Genomic DNA, 23,247 nt, shown 5'->3' on the forward strand with positions numbered 1-23,247 from the left:
TTTATTGCCTGTGTAGCTCAGCGGTAGAGCACTTCCTTGGTAAGGAAGAGGTCCCGAGTTCAAGTCTCGGCACCGGCTCAAAATGGTATTTTAGAACATGATCATTAATCAAATAAAGAACAATTAAGTTATGGCAAAAGAGAAATTTGACAGATCGAAACCACATGTGAACATTGGTACGATTGGTCACGTTGACCACGGTAAAACAACTTTGACAGCTGCTATCACAACAGTATTGGCAAAGAAAGGTCTTTCAGAATTGCGTTCATTCGACTCAATCGACAACGCTCCTGAAGAAAAAGAAAGAGGTATCACTATCAACACTTCTCACGTAGAGTATCAGACTGCAAATCGCCACTATGCTCACGTAGACTGTCCGGGTCACGCCGACTACGTAAAGAACATGGTAACTGGTGCTGCTCAGATGGACGGTGCTATCATCGTAGTTGCTGCTACTGATGGTCCTATGCCTCAGACTCGCGAGCACATCTTGTTGGCTCGTCAGGTAAACGTTCCGAGATTGGTTGTTTTCATGAACAAATGTGACATGGTGGACGACGAAGAAATGTTGGAACTGGTTGAAATGGAAATGAGAGAGCTTCTTTCTTTCTACAATTTCGACGGTGATAACACTCCTATCATTCGTGGTTCTGCTCTGGGTGCTTTGAACGGTGATCCGAAATGGGAAGATAAGGTAATGGAACTGATGGAAGCTTGCGATACTTGGATTCCGCTGCCTCCGCGTGAAGTTGACAAACCTTTCTTGATGCCGATCGAAGACGTATTCTCTATCACAGGTCGTGGTACAGTTGCTACTGGTCGTATCGAAACTGGTATTGTAAAAGTAGGTGATGAAGTTCAGATCATCGGTTTGGGTGCTGACGGAAAGAAATCTGTTGTTACAGGTGTTGAAATGTTCCGTAAGTTACTGGATCAGGGTGAAGCTGGTGATAACGTTGGTTTGTTGCTTCGCGGTATCGACAAGAACGAAATCAAACGTGGTATGGTAATCTGCCACCCGGGTCAGGTAAAAGAACATTCTCGTTTCAAAGCTGAGGTTTATATCTTGAAGAAAGAAGAAGGTGGTCGTCACACTCCGTTCCACAACAAATATCGTCCTCAGTTCTATATCCGTACATTGGACGTAACTGGTGAAATCACTCTTCCGGAAGGAACTGAAATGGTAATGCCAGGTGATAACGTTACAATTGACGTTGAGCTGATCTATCCGGTAGCTTGTAATGTAGGTCTTCGTTTCGCTATCCGCGAAGGTGGTCGTACAGTAGGTGCTGGTCAGATCACAGAATTAGAAAACTAATTCAAACATATAAAATGTAGCCAGTCTTTTTTAGGGCTGGCTATTTTACGGAACTAGCTCAGTTGGTAGAGCACTGGTCTCCAAAACCAGGTGTCGGGAGTTCGAGCCTCTCGTTCCGTGCTAAAAATCTATAGATTCGATGAAAAAGATAATTAATTATATTAAGGAATCTTATAACGAACTTGTTTATAAAGTTTCTTGGCCTACGAGAACAGAGCTTTCCAATAGTGCTGTGGTTGTTATGTTTGCTTCCCTTATAATTGCGGCATTAATCTTTGTTATTGATTTAGGCTTTGAGGGCGTGATGCGTTTCTTCTACGAGAAAATCTTTTAATCAGTTTAAAGTATGTCTGATATTCAAAAGAAATTTTATGTTCTGCGTGCTATTAGTGGCAAGGAGAATAAAGTCAGAGAGTATCTTGAGGCTGAGTTGAAGAATACTGACTTAGGTGAGTATGTGTCACAGGTCTTGATTCCTACTGAAAAGACTTTTACGGTACGTAATGGTAAGAAGGTGATGAAAGAACGCGCTTACTTGCCTGGATACGTTTTGGTAGAAGCCGCTTTGGTTGGAGAAGTCGCTCATCGATTGAGAAACATTCCTAACGTAATCGGTTTTTTGGGTGGATCGGATAATCCCGTTCCCTTGCGCCCGGCAGAAGTTAGTCGTATTTTAGGTACGGTTGATGAATTGCAGGAACAGCAGGATGACCTAGATATTCAGTTTTATGTTGGTGAGAATGTGAAAATCACTTTTGGACCCTTTAATGGCTTCACTGGTGTGATTGAGGAGGTCAATGCCGAGAAAAAGAAACTTAAAGTGATGGTAAAAGTTTTCGGACGTAAAACACCGCTTGAGTTGGGTTATATGCAAGTGGAGAAGGAATAAGTGCTTTTGTTACGAAAAGTACTGTCTTTCTTTAAAAGTTATCGATGTTATATATCTAAAAAATTTTAGAAACAATGGCTAAAGAAGTTGCTGGACAAATCAAATTGCAGATTAAAGGAGGAGCAGCAAACCCTTCTCCCCCTGTAGGACCTGCTCTGGGTTCTAAGGGTATTAATATTATGGAGTTTTGCAAGCAATTTAATGCCAGAACCCAAGACAAGGCCGGTAAGATATTACCTGTTGTAATCACTTACTATGCCGATAAGTCTTTCGACTTTGTTGTAAAAACTCCTCCTGTTGCTATCCAGTTGTTGGAAGCTTCCAAACAGAAGAGTGGTTCTGCTGAGCCGAATCGTAAGAAGATTGCAGAAATCTCTTGGGATCAGGTAAAAACTATTGCAGAGGACAAGTTGGTCGATCTGAACTGCTTCACTGTCGAGTCAGCTATGAGAATGGTTGCCGGAACAGCAAGAAGTATGGGTATCACTGTTAAAGGGACATTCCCGGGTAATAATTAATAAACTTCAATTGAGATGAGTAAACTTACAAAAAATCAAAAGTTGGCTTTGGGCAAGATTGAAGCTGGGAAAGCATATACATTGAAAGAAGCTTCAGCTTTGGTAAAAGAAATTACTACTACTAAGTTTGATGCCTCTGTAGATGTTGATGTCCGTTTAGGTGTTGACCCTCGTAAAGCTAACCAAATGGTGAGAGGTGTGGTTTCACTGCCTCACGGAACAGGTAAGCAGGTTCGGGTTCTCGCATTATGTACACCAGACAAGGAAGCTGAAGCTACTGCTGCAGGTGCTGACTATGTTGGATTGGACGAGTATATTGAAAAGATTAAAGGCGGTTGGACTGATATTGACGTAATTATCACTATGCCTTCTATCATGGGTAAGATTGGTGCTCTGGGTAGAGTATTAGGCCCGCGTGGTTTGATGCCTAACCCGAAGAGTGGTACGGTTACCAATGAAATTGGAAACGCAGTGAAAGAAGTTAAGCAAGGTAAGATCGACTTTAAGGTAGACAAATCCGGTATCGTTCACACTTCAATCGGTAAGATTTCTTTCAATTCCGATCAGATTCGTGACAATGCTAAGGAATTTATTTCAACTCTTTTGAAGTTGAAACCGTCTGCAGCTAAAGGTACATATATAAAGAGCATTTATCTTTCAAGTACAATGAGTGCGGGTATTAAAATTGACCCCAAATCAGTTGAAGAAAACTAATTAAAATTATTGGACAATGAAAAAGGAAGATAAAGGCTTAATTATAGGTCAACTGACTGAGATCGTAAAGGAATATCCTAACTTTTATTTGACTGACATCGAAGCATTGGATGCTGAGAAAACCAGCAAATTGAGACGGGAATGTTTCAAGAAAGAGATCAAGTTGGTTGTTGTAAAGAATAACTTGCTTAAAAAGGCATTGGAAAATGTAGAAGGTGATTTCTCTCCTCTGCAGGTTGCAATGAAAGGCAATACAGCTGTGATGTTCTCACAGACTGCTAATGCTCCCGCTCGTCTGATTAAGGAATTTACTAAAGATGCTAAAAAGGATGCTCCTGTTAAGCCGGAATTGAAAGCTGCCTATGTACAGGAAAGTTTCTATATCGGTGCAGAAAATCTCGAAGCCTTGGTAAATATCAAGAGCAAAAACGAACTTATCGGAGATGTTATCATGTTGTTGCAATCTCCGGCGAAGAACGTTATCTCTGCTCTTCAGTCATCAGGACAAACTATCCATGGTCTGTTGAAGACTCTGGAAGAAAGATAATTTTTTTAATTTACACAGATAAACAAACATTTAAATTATACAAAAATGGCAGATTTGAAAGCTTTTGCAGAACAATTAGTAAACCTGACCGTAAAAGAAGTTAGCGAACTGGCTACAATCCTGAAAGAAGAATATGGTATCGAACCTGCAGCTGCAGCTGTTGCTGTTGCTGGTCCTGCTGCTGGTGGCGCTGCTGCCGCTGCAGAAGAAAAAACTTCTTTTGACGTAGTATTGAAAGCAGCTGGTGCAAACAAGCTGGCTATCGTTAAGTTAGTAAAAGAATTAACTGGTCTTGGTTTGAAAGAAGCTAAAGATATGGTTGACGGTGCTCCTAGCGCTATCAAAGAAGGAATCGCTAAAGCTGATGCTGAAGCATTGAAGAAACAGTTGGAAGAAGCTGGAGCTGAAGTTGAGCTTAAATAGTATTTATAACCTGGTAATCAGGTGATTTGGTTAAGAGTCTCCCTTAAAGGAGATTCTTAACCTTTTTGTGTCTATAATTTCAATAAGTTCAATAAATTCCTTACTAGATGTCTTCAACAGCTGAAAACCAAAGAGTTAATTTTGCTTCGATCAAAAATCAGTTCCCATATCCGGACTTTCTCGAAGTACAATTGAAGTCATTCCAAGACTTTCTTCAACTTGACACACCTCCTGAAAAGAGAAAAAAGGAGGGATTGTATAAGGTATTTGCCGAGAATTTTCCGATAGCAGATACGCGTAACAATTTTGTGTTGGAGTTCTTAGATTACTATATAGATCCGCCTCGCTATACGATTGACGAATGTATTGCTCGCGGGTTAACCTATAGTGTGCCTTTAAAAGCGAAGTTAAAACTGTATTGTACAGACCCTGATCACGAGGATTTCGATACAGTGATACAGGACGTATATCTGGGCCCGATTCCGTATATGACGGAAAGGGGCACTTTCGTGATAAATGGTGCGGAGCGTGTTGTGGTTTCACAATTGCACCGTTCACCGGGTGTATTCTTTGGACAAAGTACACATGCCAATGGTACGAAGTTGTATTCAGCGCGTATCATTCCTTTTAAAGGTTCCTGGATCGAGTTTGCAACTGACATCAACAATGTGATGTATGCTTACATCGACCGTAAAAAGAAATTACCTGTAACAACCCTTTTAAGAGCTATTGGTTTTGAAAGCGATAAAGACATTCTCGAGATCTTTAATCTGGCTGAAGAAGTAAAAGTTTCGAAAGCTAACCTGAAGAAGCTGATCGGTCGTAAACTGGCTGCTCGTGTTTTGAAGACTTGGGTGGAAGATTTCGTAGATGAAGATACCGGTGAGGTTGTTTCTATTGAACGTAATGACGTTATCATCGACCGTGAGTCGGTTCTCGATAGCGACAATATTGAGGCTATTCTGGAATCTGGCACGCAAAACATTCTATTACATCGTGAGGACCAGAATCTTTCAGATTATGCTATCATCTATAATACGCTTCAGAAAGACCCTAGTAACTCTGAAAAGGAAGCTGTCCTGTATATTTATCGTCAGTTGCGAAATGCAGAACCTGCAGATGAAGCAAGTGCCCGTGAAGTTATTCAGAACCTGTTCTTCTCTGAAAAGCGTTATGATTTAGGTGAAGTTGGCCGTTACAGAATTAATAAGAAGTTGAACCTTACTACCAGCGATGATATTAAGGTTTTGACAAAAGAAGATATAATCGAGATCATCAAGTATCTGATTGAGTTGATCAACTCGAAAGCGATCGTTGATGATATCGACCATTTGAGCAACCGTCGTGTGCGTACAGTGGGCGAACAGCTGTACAACCAGTTCGGTATTGGTTTGGCTCGTATGTCTCGTACGGTTCGTGAACGTATGAATGTACGCGATAATGAAGTGTTTACTCCGATTGATTTGATTAACGCGAAGACTATTTCTTCTGTCGTTAACTCATTCTTCGGAACGAATGCTTTGTCTCAGTTTATGGACCAGACAAATCCACTGGCTGAAATTACGAATAAACGTCGTTTGTCTGCATTGGGACCGGGTGGTCTGTCTCGTGAACGTGCTGGATTTGAGGTTCGTGACGTACACTATACGCATTATGGTCGTCTTTGTCCAATTGAAACTCCTGAGGGACCGAACATCGGTTTGATCTCTTCTTTGTGTGTATATGCTAAGATTAACGATCTTGGTTTTATCTCTACTCCGTACCGTAAGGTTGTTGATGGTAAGGTGGACTTTTCTGAGGAAGGTTTACAATATTATACTGCAGAAGAAGAAGAAGAATTGACGATTGCCCAAGGAAATGCTCCATTGGATGATAACGGCAAGTTTGTTCGTGATAGAGTGAAAGCTCGTTTTGAAGCTGATTTCCCGGTCGTGCCTCCTACGGAGATCGATTTGATGGACGTTGCTCCACAGCAGATTGCTTCTATTGCGGCTTCTTTGATTCCGTTCTTGGAACATGACGATGCTAACCGTGCATTGATGGGATCTAACATGATGCGCCAGGCTGTTCCTTTGCTGCGTACGGATGCTCCAATCGTTGGTACAGGTATCGAAGCGCAGGTTGCTCGTGATTCACGTACCCAGATCATGGCTGAACGTGAGGGAGAAGTTGTATTTGTGGATGCAACTTGTATCAAGATCAAATATGACCGCTCGGAAGATGAAGAATTCGTAAGTTTCGAAGATGCGGTTAAGACATACAATATTCCGAAGTGGCGTAAGACTAACCAAAGTACGACTGTCGATCTGCGTCCGATCTGTCATCGTGGTCAGCGTGTGAAGGCTGGCGATATCCTGACGGAAGGTTATTCTACTCAGAATGGTGAGTTGGCCTTGGGACGTAACGTGAAAGTGGCATATATGCCGTGGAAGGGTTACAACTATGAGGATGCTATCGTTTTGAACGAACGTATGGTCCGTGAAGACTTCTTTACTTCAGTTCACGTTGACGAATACATTTTGGAGGTTCGTGAAACGAAACGTGGTATGGAAGAGTTGACTTCCGATATCCCGAATGTCAGCGAAGAAGCGACTAAGGATTTGGATGAAAGAGGTATTGTCCGTGTGGGTGCTCGTATTGAACCGGGTGATATTTTAATTGGTAAGATTACTCCGAAGGGTGAATCTGATCCTTCTCCAGAGGAAAAATTGCTTCGTGCAATTTTCGGCGATAAGGCTGGTGATGTGAAAGATGCTTCTTTGAAAGCAACCCCGTCTCTTCGTGGTGTAGTTATTGAAACTGCTTTATTCTCGAAAGCCATCAAGAAGCGTAAGTCCAGACTGACAGACAAGGCTATTCTTCCTAAATTGGATGAGGAATACGAAATGAAGATGGCTGACCTGAAGAACTTGTTGGTTGATAAACTGTTGGTTTTGACTAATGGTAAGGTTTCTCAGGGAGTTAAAGACTATATGAATACAGAGATTATTGCGAAGGGAGTTAAGTTCTCTCGCAAGGCTCTGGAAGAATTGGATTATAATTCTATCCAAGTAAGTAAATGGACTGCCGATGCTGATAAGAACGAACTTATCAAGCAGGTGATTCTGAATTATTTGAAGAAATATAAGGAACTGGATGCTGAGTTGAGACGTAAGAAATTTGATCTTACGATCGGCGATGAACTGCCTACTGGTATTGTTCAGATGGCTAAGGTTTACATTGCTAAGAAACGTAAGATCCAGGTTGGGGATAAGATGGCCGGTCGTCATGGTAACAAGGGTATTGTTTCCAAGATCGTCCGTCAGGAAGATATGCCATTCCTTGAAGATGGAACTCCGGTTGATATCTGTTTGAATCCGCTGGGTGTACCTTCTCGTATGAACTTAGGACAGATTTTTGAAGCTGTGTTAGGTTGGGCAGGCCGGACGATGGGGGTTAAATTTGCTACTCCTATCTTTGATGGTGCAACATTAGATGATATGAATGAATGGACGGACAAAGCCGGATTACCCCGTTACGGTAAGAGCTACTTGTATGACGGTGGAACAGGTGAACGTTTTGACCAGCCGGCTACAGTGGGTGTTACTTACTTCCTGAAGTTGGGTCACATGGTTGACGATAAGATGCATGCTCGTTCAATCGGTCCGTACTCTCTTATTACTCAGCAGCCTCTGGGTGGTAAGGCACAGTTTGGTGGTCAGCGTTTCGGAGAGATGGAAGTTTGGGCACTGGAAGCTTTCGGTGCTGCACATGTTCTTCAGGAAATTCTTACGATCAAATCTGACGACGTTGTTGGACGTTCTAAGGCTTACGAAGCAATTGTGAAAGGTGATCCGATGCCACAACCGGGTATCCCCGAATCTTTGAACGTATTGCTGCACGAGCTGAGAGGTCTTGGTTTAAGCTTTACTCTGGATTAATTCAAAAACAATATAAGTAGATGAGTTTCGGCTCATCTACTTACTCATTGATAACTCTTTATAAATAAAAAATATGGCCTTTAGAAAAGAAAACAAAATAAAGAGTAACTTTTCAAAAATAACCATCGGTCTGGCTTCCCCTGAAGAGATTCTTGAGAACTCTAGTGGTGAAGTTTTAAAACCGGAAACGATTAATTATCGTACGTACAAACCTGAGCGTGACGGTCTTTTCTGTGAGCGTATTTTCGGTCCTATCAAGGACTATGAATGCCATTGCGGTAAATACAAGCGTATTCGTTATAAAGGTATTGTCTGCGATCGTTGCGGGGTAGAAGTTACAGAGAAAAAAGTACGTCGTGAACGTATGGGACACATTCATTTGGTTGTACCTGTTGCTCATATCTGGTATTTTCGTTCCCTGCCCAATAAAATCGGTTACTTGTTAGGCTTGCCGACCAAGAAACTGGATTCTATTATCTATTACGAACGTTATGTCGTGATTCAGCCGGGTTGTGTAGACACTATTGCTGAATTGGACTTGCTTTCGGAAGAAGAATATTTGCAGATTCTGGATAACCTGCCAAAGGAAAACCAGATGTTGGAAGATACGGATCCGAATAAGTTCATCGCAAAGATCGGTGCTGAAGCCATCTATGATTTGTTGGCTCGTCTGGACCTAGATTCTTTGTCTTACGAATTGCGCCATCGTGCAAGCACAGACGGTTCGCAACAGCGTAAGAACGAAGCATTGAAACGTTTACAGGTTGTTGAGTCCTTCCGTGCATCCAGAGGGCGTAACAAACCGGAATGGATGATCGTGAAGGTTGTACCTGTTATCCCTCCAGAACTGCGTCCGTTGGTTCCGTTGGATGGTGGCCGTTTCGCTACTTCCGATTTGAATGATTTGTATCGTCGTGTTATTATCCGTAATAACCGTCTGAAACGATTAATCGATATTAAAGCTCCCGAAGTTATTTTACGTAATGAAAAACGTATGCTTCAGGAAGCAGTGGATTCTTTGTTTGACAACTCTCGTAAATCGAGTGCTGTTAAGACAGACGCTAACCGTCCGTTGAAGTCTCTCTCCGACAGTTTGAAAGGTAAACAAGGTCGTTTCCGTCAGAACCTGTTGGGTAAGCGTGTTGACTATTCGGCTCGTTCGGTTATTGTCGTAGGTCCTGAGTTGAAAATGCATGAATGCGGTCTGCCGAAGAATATGGCAGCCGAACTTTATAAACCTTTTGTGATCCGTAAATTGATCGAACGCGGTATCGTAAAAACGGTTAAGTCTGCGAAGAAGATCGTCGACCGTAAGGAACCGGTGGTTTGGGATATTTTGGAGTATGTAATGAAAGGTCATCCGGTATTGCTGAACCGTGCACCGACTCTGCACCGTCTGGGTATCCAGGCATTCCAGCCGAAGTTGATCGAAGGTAAAGCTATCCAGTTGCACCCATTGGCATGTACGGCATTCAACGCCGACTTCGACGGTGACCAGATGGCTGTTCACTTGCCTTTAGGAAACGAAGCTGTATTGGAAGCGCAGATGTTGATGCTTGCTTCTCATAACATTCTGAACCCGGCTAACGGTGCACCTATTACCGTTCCTTCCCAGGATATGGTGTTAGGTTTGTACTACATCACAAAGATGCGTAAGGGAACACAGGGTGAAGGTCTTGTATTCTACGGACCGGAAGAAGCAACGATTGCATATAATGAAAAGAAAGTGGATATCCATGCTCCGATCAAAGTATATGTAAACGACATCGACAAAGAAGGTAATCCGGTTAAAAAAATGGTTGAGACTTCTGTCGGACGTTTGATGGTTAACGAATTTGTTCCGGAAGAAGTTGGTTATATAAATGAAGTATTGGGTAAGAAAGCGCTTCGCGATATCATCGGTAAGGTGATTAAGGCTTGTGGTGTTGCCCGTACGGCTCAGTTCTTGGATGATATCAAGAACCTGGGGTATTATATGGCCTTCAAGGGTGGTCTTTCCTTCAACCTGGCTGACGTTCTGATCCCGCCTCAAAAAGAGGAATTGGTAAAAGAAGGTTATGACGAAGTTGAGCAGATCATGAACAACTATAACATGGGTTTCATTACCAACAACGAACGTTACAACCAGATTATCGATACTTGGACACATGTCAACAGCAAGTTGTCCGACACATTGATGAAGCAGCTGACTGCTGATAACGACGGTTTCAACTCTATCTATATGATGATGGATTCAGGAGCCCGTGGTTCTAAGGAACAGATTCGTCAGTTGTCCGGTATGCGTGGTTTGATGGCAAAACCGCAGAAGAGTGGTGCAGAAGGTGGTCAGATCATTGAAAACCCGATCCTTTCTAACTTTAAGGAAGGTTTGTCAGTGTTGGAATACTTTATCTCTACTCACGGTGCTCGTAAAGGTTTGGCCGATACCGCTTTGAAGACTGCCGATGCTGGTTACCTGACTCGTCGTCTGGTTGACGTTTCACATGATGTGATCATTAACGAAGAAGACTGTGGTACATTGCGTGGCCTGGTTTGTACGGAGTTGAAGAACAATGACGAAGTAATCGCCAGCCTGGGTGAACGTATCTTGGGGCGTGTTTCTGTTCATGATGTCATTCATCCGTTGACAGGCGAAGTTATTGTCCGTTCCGGTGAAGAAATTCGTGAAGATGCTGCTAAAATGATCGAAGATTCTCCGATCGAAAGCGTTGAAATCCGTTCTGTATTGACTTGTGAATCCAAGAAGGGTGTTTGTGCGAAATGTTATGGCCGTAACCTGGCTACGAACCGGATGGTTCAGAAAGGTGAGGTTGTGGGTGTTATCGCTGCACAGTCAATCGGTGAACCGGGTACTCAGTTGACACTGCGTACATTCCACGTCGGTGGTATCGCATCTAACGTAGCAACTGAAAACAGTATCACTTCTAAATATGACGGTGTTCTGGAAATCGAAGAACTTCGTGCTGTAGACAGCGAAGAGAATGGTAAGAAGTTCCAGGTTGTTGTCAGCCGTTTGGCAGAACTTCGTATTGTCGATCCGACAACGAAGATTGTATTGTTGGCTCACAATATTCCTTACGGTTCCAAATTGTTCTTCAAGAATGGAGATACAATCAAGAAGGGCGATGTTATCATCGAATGGGACCCGTTCAATGCCGTTATCGTATCGGAAGTTTCCGGTAAGATCGAATTCGAAAGTTTGGTTGAAAATGTTACTTACAATGTTGAAAGTGACGAGACGACCGGCTTGAAAGAAAAGATCATTATCGAGTCTAAAGATAAGACAAAAGCTCCGGCTGCACACATCGTGGATGAAAACGGAAACTATCTGAAGAATTATTCATTGCCGTTGGGTGCTCACGTTGTAAAAGACGAGGGCGATATGGTTAAGGCCGGTGAGGTTTTGGTTAAGATCCCGCGTGCTGTAAGTAAAGCAGGTGATATCACTGGTGGTTTGCCTCGTGTAACTGAATTGTTCGAGGCTCGTAACCCGTCTAACCCGGCTGTCGTTTCTGAAATCGATGGTGAAGTAGGCTTCGGTAAAATCAAGCGTGGTAACCGTGAAATTACTGTTACTTCCAAATTAGGGGAAGTAAAGAAATATATGGTGCCTCTGTCCAAGCAGTTGCTTGTTCAGGAAAATGACTATATCCGTGCCGGTATGCCGCTTTCCGATGGTGCGACTACTCCGTCTGATATCCTGGCGATCATGGGACCGACGGCTGTTCAGGAATATATCGTAAATGAAATCCAGGACGTATACCGTCTGCAGGGTGTAAAAATTAACGATAAGCATTTCGAGGTAATCGTCCGTCAGATGATGCGTAAGGTTGAAATCATCGATCCGGGAGACACTCGCTTCCTGGAACAGCAGGTGGTTGATAAACTGGAAGTAATGGATGAAAACGATCGTATCTGGGGCAAGAAGGTTGTGACGGATCCGGGAGATTCTCAGACATTGCAGGCTGGTCAGATTGTAACTGTTCGTAAGTTGAGAGACGAGAACAGTATGCTGAAACGTCGTGACTTGAAGCTGGTTGAAGTTCGTGATGCAGTTCCTGCTACGGCTAACCAGATTCTTCAGGGTATCACTCGTGCCGCTTTGCAGACAAACAGCTTTATGTCGGCCGCATCTTTCCAGGAAACAACGAAAGTGCTGAACGAAGCTGCTATCAATGGTAAAGTGGACCGTTTGGAAGGTTTGAAAGAAAACGTTATCTGCGGTCACTTAATCCCTGCCGGTACAGGCCAGCGTGATTTCGACAAATTGGTTGTCGGTGCTAAAGATGAGTTCGAACGTATCTTTGCAAATCGTAAGAATGTCGTAGATTTCAATACTATGGACAGAGACGACGAGTAAAATGCGGAATAAATAATGAGAAGGGTTACCGATAATTCGGTAGCCCTTTTTTATTTTCTGTTATTTGTTTAATAAAATCAGAGTCCTTATATTTGTGTATTATCTTGATAATTATAATAAATGATATATGAAAAAAGTTCTACTCTATTTATTCGCCCTTCTGATCTCAACGAATGTGGCTTTAGCTGAACAACCTGATAAAGAGATGAATGTAATGTCTTTTAATATCCGGATGAGTACAAAATCTGACGGTGCTAACTGGTGGGAATACAGGAAAGATTTGGCTGCCAATGTGATCAAGTTTTATGATGTCGATATGTTTGGCGCGCAGGAAGTCTTGCATAATCAGTTGACGGATTTATTGGATCGTTTGCCAGACTATGGTTATGTCGGGGTTGGACGTGAAGATGGCAAGACAAAAGGTGAATATTCTCCTATCCTTTACAGAAAGGATCGTTTCTCCGTTGTCAAAAGTGGCAATTTTTGGTTGGCGGAAGATATGAATGCCGTGGGTAAAAAAGGTTGGGATGCTGCTTGCGAACGTGTTGCAACTTGGGCAATATTTAAGGACAAGGAATCCGAAAAAGAATTTTTCTTTTTGAACACTCATCTGGATCACATAGGACAGGTGGCCCGCCATGAAGGAGCTTCTTTGGTTTTAGAGCAAGTAAAGCAACTATCTGGAAATCTGCCGGTGATTGTTACAGGCGATTTTAACGCTGTCCCTACCGATGACCCTATTAAAGTGCTGACAGATGAAAAAGATCCGCGCCATTTGACACATACCCGTACATTAGCTCCTTTGCGTTATGGCCCTGAGTGGACTTTCCACGATTATGGGCGTATTCCTGTGGATGAACGCGTATGGATCGATTATATCTTTGTGAAAGGTAATATCAAAGTGCTTCGCCATGGCGTTTTGACTGAAAGCCTGGATAATCTGTACCCTTCGGACCATTGTCCTGTAATATCAAGCATACTTATTCAGTAAATATTATGAGTTCCGTAGATGTATTAAGAGAAATTACGCCGCTTTCACCGGAAGATTGTTTTCTGGTGATGTCGCGGCCTAAGCGTAGTTTTTCCTATCCGCTTCATGTGCATCCGGAATTTGAACTGAACTATCTGGAGAATGCCGGCGGAGCGATCCGCATAGTCGGAGATTCGGTGGAGGAGATGGATGATCTTGATTTGTTGCTGGTTGCAGGTGGTGCTAAGCATGCTTATTCCAACCACAAATGCCTGAGTACGGATATTCTGGAAATAACAATCCAGTTTCACGCTTCTCTTTTTGACAGTTTGATCAATAAACGTCATTTTAAGACTATAAAAGATATGTTTGAGAAAGCCTCATGCGGTCTTGTTTTTAGTCGTGAAATGATTTTGCGTATCCAACCTGAATTGAAAAAACTATCGAGTGACGAGCCGGATTCTTTTCACAATTTATTACGTTTAATAGAGATACTCAAGATCCTATCGTTGGATGAAGAGGCACGTAAGTTAAACGCTACCAATACCGTAGAAAACTTTAGCAATATAGATAATGATCGTCTGGATACGATCATGTTGTTTTTGCATGAAAATTATCAGCGTCCGGTTTTGTTATCCGAACTTGCATCGTTAATAAATATGAGTGAAGCCTCACTTACCCGGTTTTTAAAAAAGTGGACGGGAAAAACTTTTATAGATAATTTAAATGACATTCGTATAGCTGAAGCCGTTTGTCGTTTGATAGACACAAGTGATACAATAGCAGAAATATGCTATAAATCCGGTTTTAATAACTTATCGAATTTCAATCGGGCTTTTAAGCGACGAAAAGGTAATACTCCTACCGAATATCGTGAAAAATATGCACGTACTCGTTTTAGGGTTTGAAACATGATTTTAAACTAATTTACAGAGTAGGTGAATTATCTGTGATGAAATAGTATCATATAATGATAAAATAGTATTTGGTGGTTAATTGCATGAGACATATCTTTGTAATGTTGAATAAACAATGAAATTACTAAGACGAACAGCCTTAGTTTAAGCGTCGGGATTATAAAATATTAAACACAATAAGGTATTTTTTTTACATTGGTCTAAAGAATTGAGAATTAAAAACACAACTGAAAAAGGGCTGCCTGTGAAGGTAGCCCTTTTTATTTGCTGCCATTTCGATTTTAATATGTATATTTGTCTTAGAATATTTATAATCGAATATAGAAATATGGAAAACAACAAACCGACAAATGAAATTCAGGTAGAGCTGTCAGAAGAGATGGCTCAGGGGACGTATGCAAATCTGGCAATCATATCACATTCTTCATCCGAGTTTATATTGGATTTTATCCGCGTTGTGCCGGGGGCACCGAAAGCGCAGGTGAAAAGCCGTGTTATTCTGACTCCGGACAATGCTAAACGCCTTTTGTTCGCTTTGCAGGATAATCTGGCGAAGTTTGAAGAACAGGCCAATGGCAAGACGGCTAAGTTTGAAGATTTTCTTCCTCCCATCGGAGGAGTGAAAGGGGAAGCCTGATTCCCGGACAGAAAATAAAAAAGGCCACTCGGAAGAGCGGCCTTTTTTATTTGTAAGTGTGTGATTATCCGAGTCTCTTGTTTATAACGATATGACCGATATAACCCAGAATAATGACTCCTAAACCGGTAAGAAGAATAGTATTTGACAATCCTCCGTTAATAGCCGGTACAGCCAAAATGATAACACCGATAAGGAGTATGATTACCCCCAGATTTTTCAATAATTCGTTCATGGTGATAGATATGTTTATATATTATTATTTTTCTACCGCAAATAAAGCAATAATAACCCGATTGCAAAAATATTTTGGGACAAAAATGATGAAACCATTGAATTTAGCTTTTATATTTGTGAAATAATACAGTTATATATGCTACGAATACTTTATATACTTTATTTATGTCTGTTTGTGGTTCCTGTTTTTGTGGTATTGACCATACTGACAGCCCTTACGGTTATTGTTGGTTGCCTGTTAGGCGGGGAAAAGATATTTGCTTATTATCCGGGAATGATCTGGTCATGGCTGACTTGTCATCTGGTTCTCTGTCCGGTGAAAGTAAAAGGCCGGGAGAATATAGACCGGAAGAAATCGTACGTCTTTGTTGCCAATCACCAGGGAGCTTTTGATATCTTTCTTATATATGGTTTTTTAGGTGTCCCGATCAAGTGGGTGATGAAAGCCGGTATCGCTAAAATCCCGTTTGTGGGAGCAGCTTGCCGGGCAGCCGGTTTTATCTTCGTCGATAATTCGACAGCGAAAGCTGCTGCTCGTAGTGTGCTGGAGGCCGAACGCAGCCTGAAGAACGGGGCATCGGTGGTTGTATTCCCGGAAGGTTCACGTACGTATGACGGAAAGATGATCCGTTTTAAGAAAGGGGCTTACCAAATGGCAGCCGATCAGCACTTGCCGATTGTTCCGATCACCCTGAACGGACCTTTTGACGTATTGCCGATCGGTTCGTTGAATATTCACCGGCACAAGATGGAAATGGTCATTCACCCGCCTATTCAGACCGAAGGAATGGATGCTTCCCATAAGGGCTTGCAACAGATGGCTGATAAAACACAGGACATCATCGCGTCAGCCTTATGGGACCAGTATAAATAGTCTATTTCCAGGATTTTAAAATGCCGCGTTTGCAAACACTCAGGCTTAAACCGACATTATCTCCATAGAGTGAACCCGCATCTGCGGCTACGGCTCCCGTAAATTCCCAACCTTGCAGGCGTGGATGGCGATATTTGACTTCCACCTGCCCGGAGTTGCTTCTTTTGTTATTCAGGAACGGGGCGTAAGGTTTCCCCCAGCTATTCATGAGCGTGTATTTAAGGCGATAGGAAACCATTGGCGACAGATCTCCTTCAAAAGCCAGATGCCAGGCACGGACACGCGTATTCTTGAAATCCACATCCCCGTTCGTATTATATTGGGGAGATGTCAGAAGAGGAGAACCTATTGCATGTCCGAAATAAGAAGAACCGGTTTTATATTCCCCGTTATTATAGTAATCATCTCCACCACCACCAGGGCCCTGATATTTATCATGATCGAAGAGAATAAAATGGAACGGTCCGCTCTGATTACGGGTAACCAGATATTCCGTTACGACCTTCCGCAACCAAGGGAAACGCGGTAAATCCATCTGTACTCCCCAAAGTCCATCAGTCCCGTTCACGAATATCATACCCGATTTATCTTCAAAATAATGTTGGTAATAAGCCGCCAGTTTCCAGTCCGGCATCGTGTATTCCAGTTTGAAATCATACGAACCGAAATGATTGCCCAGCACATTGATCTGATCCGACAATGTAGCATCGCCTCCACCTTCGCTACCACAAAACACCCGGATAAAATCCTTCAGGGAATGAGGTTGCACGCCGACTTTCGGATCACTGGATGTCCCGCCCCACTGCGCCCAATGCTGTACGCCGATAATGCCGGAAAGCGGGAAATCGTTTTTCGTGTCTTTAATGCGGACATAAACAGATTTATGATGCCAGAGGACATTCTTCACATACGTCTGTTTGCCATTGGAGAAATCTTCCAGATACCCGGTATCGAAAGACTTGCCTACCGCAAAGTCTCCCTTCACCTGCATCCATCCCTTTGTGAGCGGAACGACGGTAAACTCCGGCATACTCAGCTTTATTTCCGGAATCGGGCGTGCATTGGAAGAGATCACCATGTCGCCGGAACTAAGGGAATGATCCCAAAGCGAATGCCGGTTTTCTTTGCTCCCCACACTCAGAAGCAGGCTTTTATATCCCAACTCGGCATATATCTGCTGGATAAACACATTACGATAACGGGGTACGGCAGCGACCAGATCCAGTCCTACGCTCCAGCGAAATCCCTTTCCAAAATGTTGCTGATGAAATACTCCGGCATTGAGATAACCGTTGTTGGCATCCAGGGGAACTATCCCGTACCGGTTGCTCACCATCCAGAATGGAGTGGTCGATCCGCTGCTAACCGATCCGAAAGCTTCCGCTTTATATGAGGTTGCATCTTCCACTTCTTCCGTCTGTGCAAAAGTATCTGCAGAATAGAAAAGAGCGGCAACTGCAATGATTGTCTGTAAGGCTTTCATTCCATATTTATTTTAACCGGACAAAGGTAAGGATTAAAACTTACCGGCCGATATCTCATTTCGAAAAGAAGTATAAGCATTCTGAAAATACAAATATCAGAATAATCGATGTTTATTTCCCCGGCAACCAGTCGAATACCGTGCGATATACATGGTCGCGCGAGTCCTTTTCAGAGAGTATCAGGTCATGAATCCCGTTCTGAATCGTGTCGCGCGTAACATAATTGCCCAGTTTCTGTCCATATTTTTGAATATCGTGCACGTCCAGCACGATGTCGGAAGACAGATATTCGTTATTCCATTCCTTTGTCTCCGGGAACGACTTGTTTGACGACATCACCAGTACCGGACAGTCCAAGTCGATCCCTTTCTGCACCGTTTTCTGCGCCTCCTGTATGGCGTTTATCCATCCGGCTTTTTTCGGATGGCCGTTAATCATCTTCCAGTCCGTATTATATTCCCATTCCCCTTTGAACTGTTTGAGCAGGCTGTGGGCGTACGAAGCATCCCCGTATCCCTGTACGGTCAGGTTCGGGAATAGCTTTCCGATAAAGGAAACTACAGGGATCACGATCTTTTCCATCATCCATCCGAAATTCCAGTCCAGAAAAGGGCTGTTCAATATCAATCCGTCGACGGGAAGTTTACCTTTTTTGCTGTTCAGATAATATGGCGTGATCAATCCACCCGTAGAATGTGCCATCAGCAATATTTTGTCATTCCCTTCTTCCCTGATAATAGCCAGGGCCGTATCGAGATCAGCGAAATACTCCTTCAGGCTTTTGCAGAAGAAAGGATTCTGGTTCGGCAGGATCGAGCGTCCGTACTTGCGGAGATCCATAGCATAAAAGTTATAACCGTGGGCATTCACGCTGTCGCCCAATTGCTTCTGGAAGAAATAGTCGTTGTAGCCATGTATATACAGGATTGCCTGTTTAGTCTCCGGCAATTGCGGTTTCTTGACAAGCGTGCAGACAACTTTTCCCTCGTAATCATCCGGCATCTGGATGGTCCGGCGCAGATAACCGTCGCCCAGCACGTCCGGAACGTATTGAGCATAAAGTACAAATACGAAGAGCAGTGATAAGATTGTAAAATATAGTTTCCGTGCCATATCCGTTTTTATTTCTTTACTATAACGCGTTCATTCTGAAGTTTGTTGCAGATTAAGACTACAAAAATACAATCTTCTTTATATATCTTGGGTTATCTGTTGTAACTTTTGTTTCTTATGATTAACTTGCAGGGCAAAACACAGAAGAGTTGATACTCGGAGTATAGAATGAAAAATACGCTACTTTTTATATGTTTTATCCTTACACAGATCTCTGTTGTAAGCAAGGCCGTTGCAAATGACCTTGATGATTTGCGACAAGAACTTAAAAACTTGCCGGATAGTAGTAAGTTGATAAGGCTTAACGAATTACTTTATCAAAACAATCGAAACATAGTGTTTAAGACATATGCGGATATGCTTTTGGAAGAGGCCCAGAAGCAAAAGAACGACCACTACAAAGGGAACGCCTTATTGTCGATCATGCGTTATTACTATTCCAGAAATCCGGACAGCCTTCGGTTCTACCTGAAACAAGCCGAACCTATTTATCTTGCCACTAACCGGATCGTAGATTTATGCCGTGTGAAAGGCTGGAACATTTATACCTTGGTAAATGCCGGAACCCATGACCAGGTGATTAAAGAAGTAGAGAGTTTGAAAGAATTGGCTACGCGTTTTAATTATCAGGAAGGTATCGACATGGCAAACCAAGCCTTGGCCAACTTTTATTTCAATATCGGTTTAAAAGAAGAAGGTGTCAGTTTATGCCGTGAAATCCTGCAGGGAATGGAAGAGCGAGGAGTTTCTCGCATTCGCCGGTATTATCTTTTGCGGCTGTTATTGAATCAAGAATCGAAGCAGGAATACCTGTTCAAGCTGGATACCTGCATCAAGAATTGTGAAAAAGAAGGAATCACCCAGTTGGATACAGAACACTCATTGCCTGTTCTGAAACAAAGTTATCATCTTTATTCCGCCCAGTATTATATCAATCAGAAAGACCCTGCGCTTACTTATTTTCATTTGCAAAAATTGGATGAGTTGGAGCAACAATATAATATGAATACGGAAAGGCTTATGAAATCATTCCTTTGGATGCATTATTATAACCTGGTCGGAAAGTATGATAAGGCATTGGCGATTATAGATTGGTTGAAACAGACCCTTTCGGATAATAAACGCTTTAACGATTGGATCAAGGTGGAAGACATCAGAGCCGATATCTACTATAAAATGGGGAAAGGAATGGAATCGGCCAAAGCCTACAGGGATTCGAAAGTCGTGCATGATTCGGTCATCCAGGCCCAATATTATGAAGACCTGGCCAAATTAAGGACACAACGGGAAGTCGACAAGTTGGAATTGCAAAGTAAGGAACTGGAGCTGGAGGCCGAAAAGTCACGTGCCAGATCCTGGGTGTTCGGTGGCGGCGCCATTGTCTTGCTCCTGCTCTGCGGCGTGTTGGGTTTCCTGGCTTACTCCCGCCACCGCTATGGAGCCCGTTTGAAAATAGCAAAAGAAAAGGCGGAAGAGGCGGACCATTTGAAGTCAGCCTTCCTTGCCAACATGAACCATGAGATACGTACGCCCTTAAATGCAATAGTCGGGTTTTCGCAAGTGATAGCCGAAGAAAGCGACATAGAGACGCGCCGGGAGTTCGCCAAGATCATCCAAAACAACAACGAACTGCTGCAACGCCTGATAGAAGACGTGTTGGATATCTCGAAAATAGAGTCGAATACACTTACATTTGTATTTACGGACCAGGATTTGCAGGCATTGATGAAAGATATCCATAGCGTTATATCTTTGCGGATGCCGGAGAACGTAGAATTGCTCTTGGACGATTGTCCCCGTTTTACATTTCATACGGACCGGAACCGGCTGACGCAAGTCCTTACGAATTTACTGACCAACGCCATCAAGCACACCCACGAAGGCTATATCCGTTTCGGTTACAAGGTGGCGGCAGACGAGATCTGTTTTTATGTAACGGATACGGGTGAAGGAATACCCGAAGACCAGTTGGAACGCGTGTTCGACCGTTTTGTCAAGCTGACGGAATGGACAACCGGTGTCGGTTTGGGGCTTGCTATCTCCAAAGCCCTGGTGACAAAGCTCGGCGGTCGCATGGAAGTTCGCTCCAAACAGGGAGAAGGTTCTACTTTTAGTGTTATTTTTCCTGTGTGATATTCATTCTTTTATATATAATCATCATGAAAACATTGTGTTACTTTTTCTTATTTTGTTTTTGCTGCATCCATTTGGCGGCAAAGAACCGGAAAGCGGTATTTGTCATCGTGGATGGAGTGCCTGCAGACCAGATCGAGCGTTTACATACTCCGGCTATCTTCGATATCGCTTCGAAAGGAGCTTACGGCCGGGCATACACGGGAGGCGAGATAGGCGGTTATTCCCAGACTCCGACCATCTCCGCCATCGGATATACCAACCTGCTGACCGCGACTTGGTTTAACAAGCATAATGTGGGAGGCAATTCGAACCTGAAACCGAACTACAATTACTGGACGCTGTTCCGCATAGCCAAAGAACAGCCGCAACCCTGTAAAACAGCTATCTATTCAAGCTGGACGGACAACCGTACGGTATTGTTAGGAGAGGGAAAAGAGGAAACGAACCGCCTGAAGATCGATATCGTAAAAGACGGTTATGACCTTGACACCATTCGTTTCCCTCATAAAGAGAAAGATTTGCATGTCTTCGATTATGACGAGAAGGTGTCGCTCGAAGCATCCAAAAGCATCCGTGAAGACGCTCCCGATTTGAGTTGGGTGTATCTGTGGTACACGGACGACGCCGGGCATCTGGCCGGTAATGGCGCTTACTTCGACGAATATGTAAGAAAGGCGGATGAGCAGGTTGCCCGTATATGGGAAGCCGTAAAATACAGGGAAGCCAATTTCGACGAAGAATGGATGGTGGTGGTAACTACAGATCACGGTCGTACGGAAAGCGGATACGGGCATGGCGGGCAATCCCTGCGCGAGCGGACTACCTGGATTTCTACAAACCTTCCGGTGAACGATTATTTTAAAAGCGGACGGCTTGCCATTACGGATATCGCCCCTTCTGTTTGCCGCTTTATGGGATTGCAGGTCCCTCAGGACGTTTTGTGGGAACAAGATGGAATGCCTTTTATCGGGGATGTCGATATTTGCGGATTACAAACTTCCCCCTACGACCAATCGGTCGAGCTATCCTGGGATTGCCTTTCTGAAAAGGCAGAAGTGGCGATTTATGCCGCGTGCGACAACAAGTTTAAGGCCGGTCAGCCGGACGAATGGATAAAGGTGGCCGCCGTGCCAGCCGCTACCCGGAAGTATCGGGTCGATTTGACATCCCTTCCTGAATCGGATTTTTATAAATTCGTATTGGTCACTCCCAATAACCATTTAAACCGTTGGCTGAAACGATAGTTAATAAGGTGGCAAACCGTTTCCGCCAAATCTTGGAATAAGTGCATTTGTTGTTAACAAGCGAAATTAATCCGTTGGAATTTGGGTTATCTCGTTAGGAGAAGCTATTTTTGCATAATTAATAACACATGCACTTGCACTTGGAGAATCGGAGAGACATAATAAATCCTTTTGACATTAACTCGGAAATGAATTTCGGCGTCTTTTACAATGCCTACTACCAGCGTTTTGTAAGATATGCTTTCTATTATGTAAATGATTTGCCGACTGCCGAAGACATGACACATGATGCCTTGTTGTACTATTGGGAAAATAGACAGAAGTTGCCTGCCGATACGGACGTCTTAGGATATATACTACAGTCCGTCAAGAACAAATGCCTGAATTACCTGAAGCATATCCAAGTGGAAATCGAATACAGCAAGAACCGTACGGAACTGCATGACTGGGAAATCACAACCCGTATCCAGACATTGGAAGACGAAAGCTACGGCACGATCTTTTCCAAAGATATAATGAAAATCGTCATGGAGTCTTTGTCCGAATTGCCGGAGCAGACTCGCCAGATATTCGTGTTGAACCGCCTGGACTATAAATCAAGGAAAGAAATTGCAGCGATCTTAGGCGTTTCCCAACAAAAGGTGGACTACCATATCAATAAAGCCAACGACCATCTTCTCCTGAAACTGAAAGATTACATTCCCCTCGTATTGTTATTCCTGAATTAAGCATATGTTTTGTTTTTCTCATAGCTATGGGAACTTTTTCCCATGCCTGTGAGAAACTTTTCCTAACGTGATGAGAATAAATTCTCATGCCGGTGAGAATTTATTCTCACAGTGTCTGGAATTGATGAGAAAAACAAACGAATAGTTCGTAGTGTGGGGTTGCCGACAAAAAATACTTGCGTTACGCAAAAAAAGTCCGGTTACGGTTGGGATTTTTC

19 protein-coding genes and 2 tRNA genes are annotated in these 23,247 nt (G+C 43.1%); 18 read left to right on the forward strand and 3 right to left on the reverse strand.

Translation table 11 applies throughout. The features are described 5' to 3' along the window. The first annotated feature begins 6 nt into the window (after positions 1-6). The 14 genes from H8S65_RS05855 to H8S65_RS05920 all read left to right on the forward strand — a co-directional run bounded on the left by H8S65_RS05855 (position 7) and on the right by H8S65_RS05920 (position 15,213). Positions 7-78 (forward strand) — tRNA-Thr (locus tag H8S65_RS05855). A 52-nt stretch (positions 79-130) separates the two neighbouring features. Then, the gene (gene tuf, locus H8S65_RS05860; RefSeq protein ID WP_005650422.1) at positions 131-1,318 is read left to right on the forward strand and encodes an elongation factor Tu; all 1,188 of its coding nucleotides are present in this window, start codon (positions 131-133) and stop codon (positions 1,316-1,318) included. Between the two features lie 47 nt (positions 1,319-1,365). Continuing rightward, positions 1,366-1,438 (forward strand) — tRNA-Trp (locus tag H8S65_RS05865). Between the two features lie 19 nt (positions 1,439-1,457). Then, a complete protein-coding gene (gene secE, locus H8S65_RS05870) occupies positions 1,458-1,652 on the forward strand; it encodes a preprotein translocase subunit SecE (protein WP_005637138.1) in 195 nt (64 codons plus the stop codon). 12 nt (positions 1,653-1,664) lie between these two features. Next, complete coding sequence (gene nusG, locus H8S65_RS05875; RefSeq protein WP_005637137.1) at positions 1,665-2,207, forward strand: transcription termination/antitermination protein NusG; 543 nt, start codon at positions 1,665-1,667, stop codon at positions 2,205-2,207. A gap of 74 nt (positions 2,208-2,281) precedes the next feature. Beyond that, positions 2,282-2,725 carry a 50S ribosomal protein L11 gene (rplK, locus tag H8S65_RS05880; protein ID WP_005637136.1) on the forward strand — a complete coding sequence of 148 codons (444 nt, stop codon included), beginning with the start codon at positions 2,282-2,284 and terminating at the stop codon, positions 2,723-2,725. A gap of 15 nt (positions 2,726-2,740) precedes the next feature. After that, positions 2,741-3,439, forward strand: coding sequence for a 50S ribosomal protein L1 (gene rplA / locus H8S65_RS05885; protein WP_005637135.1), 699 nt, complete (start codon positions 2,741-2,743; stop codon positions 3,437-3,439). A 16-nt stretch (positions 3,440-3,455) separates the two neighbouring features. Beyond that, positions 3,456-3,986, forward strand: coding sequence for a 50S ribosomal protein L10 (rplJ, locus tag H8S65_RS05890; RefSeq protein WP_005637134.1), 531 nt, complete (start codon positions 3,456-3,458; stop codon positions 3,984-3,986). A gap of 45 nt (positions 3,987-4,031) precedes the next feature. After that, positions 4,032-4,409, forward strand: a complete 378-nt coding sequence (gene rplL, locus H8S65_RS05895; RefSeq protein ID WP_005637133.1) for a 50S ribosomal protein L7/L12 — start codon at positions 4,032-4,034, stop codon at positions 4,407-4,409. Positions 4,410-4,516: 107 nt separating this feature from the next. Next, positions 4,517-8,329 (forward strand): DNA-directed RNA polymerase subunit beta, encoded by a 3,813-nt coding sequence (rpoB, locus tag H8S65_RS05900; protein ID WP_122122181.1) that lies wholly within the window; start codon positions 4,517-4,519, stop codon positions 8,327-8,329. Positions 8,330-8,402: 73 nt separating this feature from the next. Then, positions 8,403-12,689, forward strand: a complete 4,287-nt coding sequence (gene rpoC / locus H8S65_RS05905; RefSeq protein WP_186929075.1) for a DNA-directed RNA polymerase subunit beta' — start codon at positions 8,403-8,405, stop codon at positions 12,687-12,689. A 127-nt stretch (positions 12,690-12,816) separates the two neighbouring features. Next, entirely contained in the window at positions 12,817-13,680 is an 864-nt protein-coding gene (locus tag H8S65_RS05910; protein ID WP_186929076.1) for an endonuclease/exonuclease/phosphatase family protein, read from the forward strand. A 5-nt stretch (positions 13,681-13,685) separates the two neighbouring features. Next, a complete protein-coding gene (locus tag H8S65_RS05915; protein WP_186929077.1) occupies positions 13,686-14,567 on the forward strand; it encodes an AraC family transcriptional regulator in 882 nt (293 codons plus the stop codon). Between the two features lie 337 nt (positions 14,568-14,904). Further along, positions 14,905-15,213 carry a DUF3467 domain-containing protein gene (locus H8S65_RS05920; RefSeq protein ID WP_186929078.1) on the forward strand — a complete coding sequence of 103 codons (309 nt, stop codon included), beginning with the start codon at positions 14,905-14,907 and terminating at the stop codon, positions 15,211-15,213. Positions 15,214-15,277: 64 nt separating this feature from the next. On the opposite strand, the gene H8S65_RS05925 is transcribed toward H8S65_RS05920, so the two are convergent. Further along, the gene (locus H8S65_RS05925; protein WP_186929079.1) at positions 15,278-15,448 is read right to left on the reverse strand and encodes a hypothetical protein; all 171 of its coding nucleotides are present in this window, start codon (positions 15,446-15,448) and stop codon (positions 15,278-15,280) included. 138 nt (positions 15,449-15,586) lie between these two features. Between H8S65_RS05925 and H8S65_RS05930 the strand changes: the two genes are divergently transcribed. Then, positions 15,587-16,324, forward strand: coding sequence for a lysophospholipid acyltransferase family protein (locus tag H8S65_RS05930; RefSeq protein ID WP_186929080.1), 738 nt, complete (start codon positions 15,587-15,589; stop codon positions 16,322-16,324). Between the two features lies 1 nt (position 16,325). Here H8S65_RS05930 and H8S65_RS05935 read toward each other — a convergent pair whose 3' ends face one another. After that, a complete protein-coding gene (locus H8S65_RS05935) occupies positions 16,326-17,807 on the reverse strand; it encodes a capsule assembly Wzi family protein (RefSeq protein ID WP_186929081.1) in 1,482 nt (493 codons plus the stop codon). Positions 17,808-17,919: 112 nt separating this feature from the next. Beyond that, positions 17,920-18,921, reverse strand: coding sequence for an alpha/beta hydrolase (locus H8S65_RS05940; RefSeq protein ID WP_186929082.1), 1,002 nt, complete (start codon positions 18,919-18,921; stop codon positions 17,920-17,922). 168 nt (positions 18,922-19,089) lie between these two features. On the opposite strand from H8S65_RS05940, the gene H8S65_RS05945 reads away from it, so the two are divergent. The 3 genes from H8S65_RS05945 (at position 19,090) to H8S65_RS05955 (ending at position 23,029) form a co-directional block, all read left to right on the forward strand. After that, positions 19,090-21,054, forward strand: coding sequence for a sensor histidine kinase (locus H8S65_RS05945; RefSeq protein ID WP_186929083.1), 1,965 nt, complete (start codon positions 19,090-19,092; stop codon positions 21,052-21,054). A gap of 26 nt (positions 21,055-21,080) precedes the next feature. Continuing rightward, the gene (locus H8S65_RS05950; RefSeq protein WP_186929084.1) at positions 21,081-22,301 is read left to right on the forward strand and encodes an alkaline phosphatase family protein; all 1,221 of its coding nucleotides are present in this window, start codon (positions 21,081-21,083) and stop codon (positions 22,299-22,301) included. 188 nt (positions 22,302-22,489) lie between these two features. Then, a complete protein-coding gene (locus tag H8S65_RS05955) occupies positions 22,490-23,029 on the forward strand; it encodes an RNA polymerase sigma-70 factor (protein WP_255489047.1) in 540 nt (179 codons plus the stop codon). Positions 23,030-23,247 lie beyond the last annotated feature (218 nt).

This window comes from Parabacteroides hominis (assembly GCF_014287585.1).
Classification (GTDB): domain Bacteria; phylum Bacteroidota; class Bacteroidia; order Bacteroidales; family Tannerellaceae; genus Parabacteroides; species Parabacteroides hominis.